Origin of the sequence: Rhodopseudomonas sp. B29, from assembly GCF_000333455.1 — a bacterium.
GTDB lineage: Bacteria > Pseudomonadota > Alphaproteobacteria > Rhizobiales > Xanthobacteraceae > Rhodopseudomonas.
This window is the reverse complement of the sequence record NZ_BADD01000171.1, coordinates 1-5,845: the sequence shown is the minus strand read 5'-3', so window position 1 is coordinate 5,845 and position 5,845 is coordinate 1. Positions and strand designations below refer to the sequence as shown.

Genomic DNA, 5,845 nt, shown 5'->3' with positions numbered 1-5,845 from the left:
ACGGCCGCGGTTTGATGGCGCCGGAGAGCGACATCGATCTCTTGTTCATCCTGCCCTACAAGCAGACCGCCTGGGGCGAGCAGGTCGCCGAAGTCATCCTGTACTGCCTGTGGGACATCGGCCTCAAAGTCGGCCACGCGACGCGCTCGGTCGACGAATGCGTGCGCCAGGCGCGCGCCGACATGACTATCCGCACTGCGATCCTGGAGACGCGCTTCCTCACCGGCGACGACCAGCTCTACGCCGAACTGGTCGAGCGCTTCGACAAGGAAGTCGTCGAGGGCACCGCCGCCGAATTCGTCGCCGCCAAGCTGGCCGAGCGCGAAGAGCGCGTCCGCCGCAGCGGTCAGTCGCGCTATCTGGTCGAGCCGAACGTCAAGGACGGCAAAGGCGGCCTGCGCGATCTGCACACGCTGTTCTGGATCGCCAAATACGTCTACCGCGTGCGCGAGACCTCGGAGCTGCTCGAGCGCGGCGTGTTCGATCCGGCCGAATTCCGCACCTTTCGGCGTTGCGAGGATTTCCTCTGGTCGGTCCGCTGCAACATCCACTTCGTCACCAAGCGGCCCGAAGAGCGGCTGTCGTTCGATCTGCAGCGCGAGATCGGAGTGCGGCTCGGCTACACCTCGCATCCGGGCATGCAGGACGTCGAGCGGTTCATGAAGCACTACTTCCTGATCGCCAAGGAAGTCGGCGACCTCACCGCGATCCTGTGCGCCAAGCTGGAAGATCAGCAGACCAAGGCGGCGCCGGCGCTGACCCGGATGATGGCGCGGCTGCGCCCTGCGGCGAAGCGGCGCCGCGTACCGGAGTCGGACGATTTCGTCATCGACAACAACCGCATCAATCTGGCGGTGCCGGACGTGTTCAAGCACGATCCGGTCAATCTGATTCGCATCTTCCGCCTGGCACAGAAGAACAACCTGGCGTTCCACCCCGACGCGATGCGCACGGTGACGCGATCGCTCGGGCTGATCAATCCGCAGCTTCGCGACAATCCCGAAGCCAACAAACTGTTCATCGAGATCCTGACATCGGACAACGCCGAGCCGGTGCTGCGGCGGATGAACGAGACCGGCGTGCTCGGCCGCTTCATTCGCGCCTTCGGCCGCATCGTCTCGATGATGCAGTTCAACATGTACCACCACTACACAGTGGACGAGCATCTGCTCCGCTGCGTCGGCAATCTCCAGGAGATCGAACGCGGCGGGAACGACGAATTCGTGCTGTCGAGCGAGCTGATGCGCAAGATCCGCCCGGATCATCGCGCCGTGCTGTATGTCGCGGTGCTGCTGCACGACATCGCCAAGGGCCAGCCGGAAGATCACTCGATCGCCGGCGCCAAGGTGGCGCGGCGGCTGTGCCCGCGGCTCGGCTTCAACGCCGCGGACACCGAACTGATCGCGTGGCTGATCGACAAGCATCTGACCATGTCGACGGTGGCGCAGTCGCGCGATCTGTCGGACCGCAAGACCATCGAAAATTTCGCCGCCGTGGTCGAGTCGGTCGAGCAGATGAAGCTGCTGACCATCCTGACCACCGCGGATATTCGCGGCGTCGGTCCCGGTGTCTGGAACGGCTGGAAGGCGCAGCTGATCCGCACGCTGTACTACGAGACCGAGCCGGTGCTGACCGGCGGGTTCTCTGAGGTCAATCGCGCCGAGCGCATCCGCGCCGCGCAGGCCGAATTCCGTGCCGCCTTCACCGAATGGCCGGAGGCCGAGCTCAACGCCTACGTGGCGCGGCACTACCCGGCGTATTGGATGAAGGTCGATCTGCAGCGCAAGATCCGCCATGCCCGCTTCCTGCGCGCGTCCGAGCAGGCCGGCCACAAGCTGGCGGTCAATGTCGGCTTCGATGAAGGCCGCGGCGTCACCGAGTTGACGATCCTGGCGATCGACCATCCCTGGCTGCTGTCGATCATCGCCGGCGCCTGCGCCTCGGCCGGCGCCAACATCGTCGATGCACAGATCTACACCACGACCGACGGTCGCGCCCTCGACACCATCTCGATCAGCCGCGAATACGACCGCGACGAAGACGAAGGCCGCCGCGCCACGCGGATCGGCGAAACTATCGAGGATGTGCTGGAAGGCAAGCTGCGGCTGCCCGAGGCGGTGGCGCGCCGGTTCACTGCAAGTACCAAGTCCAAATTGCGCGCCTTCGTGGTCGAGCCCGAGGTGGACATCAACAACAACTGGTCGGACCGCTACACGGTGATCGAGGTCTCGGGTCTCGACCGGCCGGGCCTGCTCTATCAGCTCACCGCCGCGATCTCGAAGCTCAACCTCAACATCGCCTCGGCCCACGTGGCGACCTTCGGCGAGCGCGCCCGCGACGTGTTCTACGTCACCGATCTGCTCGGCGCCCAGATCACCGCCCCGACCCGCCAGGCCGCGATCAAGCGCGCGCTGGTTCACCTCCTCGCCAATGGCGAGGCGGAGCAGAAGCCGGCGGCGTAAAGCCGGTCAGCGCCGCGCAGGGCGGCGCTGACCGCACGGGGCTTGTTGTTTCAGGTGCGCTTCAACTGTCCGCCGGCCGGCTCAGTTGCGCCCTTGTAGCGTCCGAGTGACAGGAACAGTGCGGCCGGCACGATCTGCAGCGCAGCCAGCATCATCAGCGGCGTATCGGCGCCGCCATAGACGGCGCTGAGCTTGGCGAATGTGACTGGGCCGACGGCCGCCCCGAGGAAGAACGCGAACAGGAACCACCCGAAGATTCGCGACACCGCGCGTACTCCGAAATAGCGGCTGGCAAGGTACGGCATCAGGTCGGTGTCGCCTCCGATAGCGAGGCCGTTCAGCACGGTGGCGAAGATGATCACCGCGGGGACGGCAGTTACCGAATAGATCGCGGCGCAGCTTGCCGTCAGCGCCAATGCCGCCACGGCAATCAGCGGCGCGTGGAAGCGATCGAGCAGATGGCCGAAGCCGATGCGGCCGAACAACGTGGCGATGCCCGACACCGCCTGTATGGTGGCGACGTCTCCGAGCGTCATGCCGGCCTTCTTGGTGAGGATGTAGACGATGTTCGGCGCGATTGCGTAGAACGACATGCCCATGATGGCGAAGCTGACGGCGAGCTTCCAGAACGTACCGGTTCGGATCGCCTTGCCGACCGTCATGTCATCGGCCGCCGCCGCCGCGGTAGCTTCGGCGGGGTTTGCAGCGGCCGGGACGCCGTCGGCAGCGAGTCCGTAACTCGCCGGACTATCCTTCACGAGCAGCGCGACCAGCGGCAGCGCGACGATCAGTTCGAAGACGGCGAACACGATGAGGGCGACCGGCCAGCCATGGGCGCCGATCAGGTGCTGCATGGCGATCGGCATGCCGAAGGCGCCGACCGCCTGGGCGCTGGCGGCGAGACCCATCGCCAGGCCGCGGCGGCGATTGAACCAGAGCGAGATGGCGCGTGCGTAGGACACCACATTGGTGCCGGCCGCGATCAGGCCCATCAGGGCAAAGGCCGCATAAAGCTGCCACAGATTGCCGATCTGGCTGAGGATCACCAGGCAGAGGGCGAACAGCACGATGCTGACGCCGGCGAATTTGCGCGAGCCGAAGCGGTCGAGCGGCCATCCGCACAGCGGATAGGCCATGGTCTGCATCAACAGATAGATCGACGCCGCGGTGGCGACCTCGGCCTGCTGCCAGCCGAACTGCTTGGCCATCGCGGCGGCCAATAGCGCAAAGCTCGAAGCGAAGAACGGGACCGATCCGGAGCCGATGCCGATGCCGGAACCGACAACCACATACCATCCCGGGAAAATGCGTGACTGAGCCATGTCGCCGAACCTTGTTGATGAAATCAATTTCATTTTTGCGGTGAAGCTGGTTCCGGTCAAGCGCCAGGTGGCTGTCAATTAACGAGCCACGTGCGGAAACGGTTAGCAAATTGCCCATTTGTCGGTCATGCACGGGCTTTTCTCGGCGGTTGACGATTGATCGGATCCGATGTTCTATGAAGGGCAGCAATGAAATTGATTTCATAAATGCCCGATCGGTCGACCAAATCGCCATCCGCACGCCCCTCTCGCCTGGCCGAAGTGGCAGAGCTTGCGGCAGTTTCGCCCGCGACGGTGTCGCGGGTTTTCAACGCGCCGCATCTGGTCGGTGCGGAGACGTTGAAGCGCGTCACCGAAGTCGCCGAACGCCTCAACTACGCGCCAGACGGTGTTGCGGCTTCGCTGCGGCGCCATCGCAGCCTGGTGGTCGGCGCCGTGATGCCGTCGCTGCGTCACGCCTATTTCGCCTCGACCGTCGAGGGGCTGCAGAGCGAACTCGCCGGTAGCGGCTACACGCTGCTGCTCGGCGTTTCACAGTTCGATGATCAGGCCGAACTAGGCGCTGTCCGCTCCATGATCCGGCAAGGTGTCGATGGGCTGGTGATTGTCGGGCGCCGACACGATCCAGCACTGCTGCCGCTCATCGCCGACAGCGGCAAGCCCTACGTGCTGACATGGTCTTACGACGCCGAGCTGCCGTCGGTCGGCGTCGATCATCGCAAGGCGATGCAAGCGGCGGTCGATCATCTGCTCGACCTCGGCCACCGTGACTTCGCTGCGTTGATGGCGTTTCCGTCGATCGATCGCGAGCAGGAGCGGATCGCCGGCATCACGGACGCTTTGAGCCGCCGTGGTCTGAGCTTTACGCCCGATCGGCTGATCGATGCCGGCGGCAGTTCGCTGCAGAACGGCCGCAACGCTTTCCGCTCGGCGCGCGCGCGTTATCCGTCAGCGACCGCGATCGTGTGTACCAATGATTTGCTCGCCGCCGGCGTGCTGATGGAATGTTCGGCTGGCGGCATCGCCGTGCCGCGCGATCTGTCGGTCGTGGGCTATGGCGACCTCGATGTCGCTGCCGCACTCAACCCGCCGATGACCACCGTCCGTGTGCCGTCCGAGGAGATGGGCCGGATCGCGGCGCGAAGCCTGGTGTCGCGGCTGAACGGCAAGGACGACCTGCTCCACATCGAAATCGCCACTGAACTCGTGGTCCGCAGCAGTAGCGGACCGGCACCTCTCCCGCAGCAAAGATGATAGCCGACATGAATCTGCACACCCGCACCGATGCGCATCAACATTCTTTCCTGGACAAGAGCTTCGAGGTCGACGTCGAGACCGATGTCACCTACGGCGTCGGCGGGGTCGGTTACGATCCCGAGGTCGGCCCGGCTCACTACCGGCCGCTGAAGCTCGACATCTATCGGCCGCGCGGCGCCGGCGGCGCGCGGCGGCCGGCGCTGATCATGGCGTTCGGTGGCGCCTTCCTGCGCGGCAGCAAGGGCACGGAGATTTTCGCCGGAGAAAACCCTTCTACTGCCGTGGCGGAATATTGCCACGAGTTCGCGCGCCGCGGCTTCGTCTGCTTCTCGATCGACTACCGCCTGATGCAGGAGGCGCCTGATCCAGGCGTCACGCCGACGCTGCTGCCCGGGCAGCAGCTCAGTCGCGATCGCATCGACTATGTGCGCGGCCAGCTCGGGCTGCCGCCGAGCACGCCGCAAATGCTGGCTGATACGCTGGAGGCCGCGACCGACGACATGACACGGGCGATCAGCTTCGTGCGCGCCCGGTCGCAGGCCTTCGGTGTGGACTGCTCGCGAATCGCGATCGGCGGTTTTTCGGCCGGCGCCATTCTGGCGCTGAACTCGGCGTTCGCCGAGCGGGCACCAGTTGCCGCCGTCGTCGCGCTCTCGGGGCGGATCGCGCCGGCGACGCTGAAGACCTATGTGGATCCGCAAGCGAGCAATCCGGCTGCCCTGATGATGTTTGGGGAGAAGGATCTGCCGACTATCCTGGCTGGTCTCGACCGGCTGCCGCATCAACGGACCGCAGCCGGCATCG

4 protein-coding genes are annotated in these 5,845 nt (G+C 65.1%); 3 read left to right on the top strand and 1 reads right to left on the bottom strand.

The genetic code is table 11. The annotated features are described in order from the left end of the window. Positions 1–2,462: [protein-PII] uridylyltransferase (locus I5M_RS06120; protein ID WP_022720588.1), on the top strand; the 2,462-nt coding region annotated here is incomplete at its 5' end. 50 nt (positions 2,463–2,512) lie between these two features. Here I5M_RS06120 and I5M_RS06115 read toward each other — a convergent pair. Continuing rightward, positions 2,513–3,784, bottom strand: a complete 1,272-nt coding sequence (locus tag I5M_RS06115; RefSeq protein ID WP_022720587.1) for an MFS transporter — start codon at positions 3,782–3,784, stop codon at positions 2,513–2,515. 207 nt (positions 3,785–3,991) lie between these two features. Between I5M_RS06115 and I5M_RS06105 the strand changes: the two genes are divergently transcribed. Both I5M_RS06105 and I5M_RS06100 read left to right on the top strand, forming a co-directional pair. After that, positions 3,992–5,038 carry a LacI family DNA-binding transcriptional regulator gene (locus I5M_RS06105; RefSeq protein WP_022720586.1) on the top strand — a complete coding sequence of 349 codons (1,047 nt, stop codon included), beginning with the start codon at positions 3,992–3,994 and terminating at the stop codon, positions 5,036–5,038. An 8-nt stretch (positions 5,039–5,046) separates the two neighbouring features. Beyond that, positions 5,047–5,845: alpha/beta hydrolase (locus tag I5M_RS06100; protein ID WP_022720585.1), on the top strand; the 799-nt coding region annotated here is incomplete at its 3' end.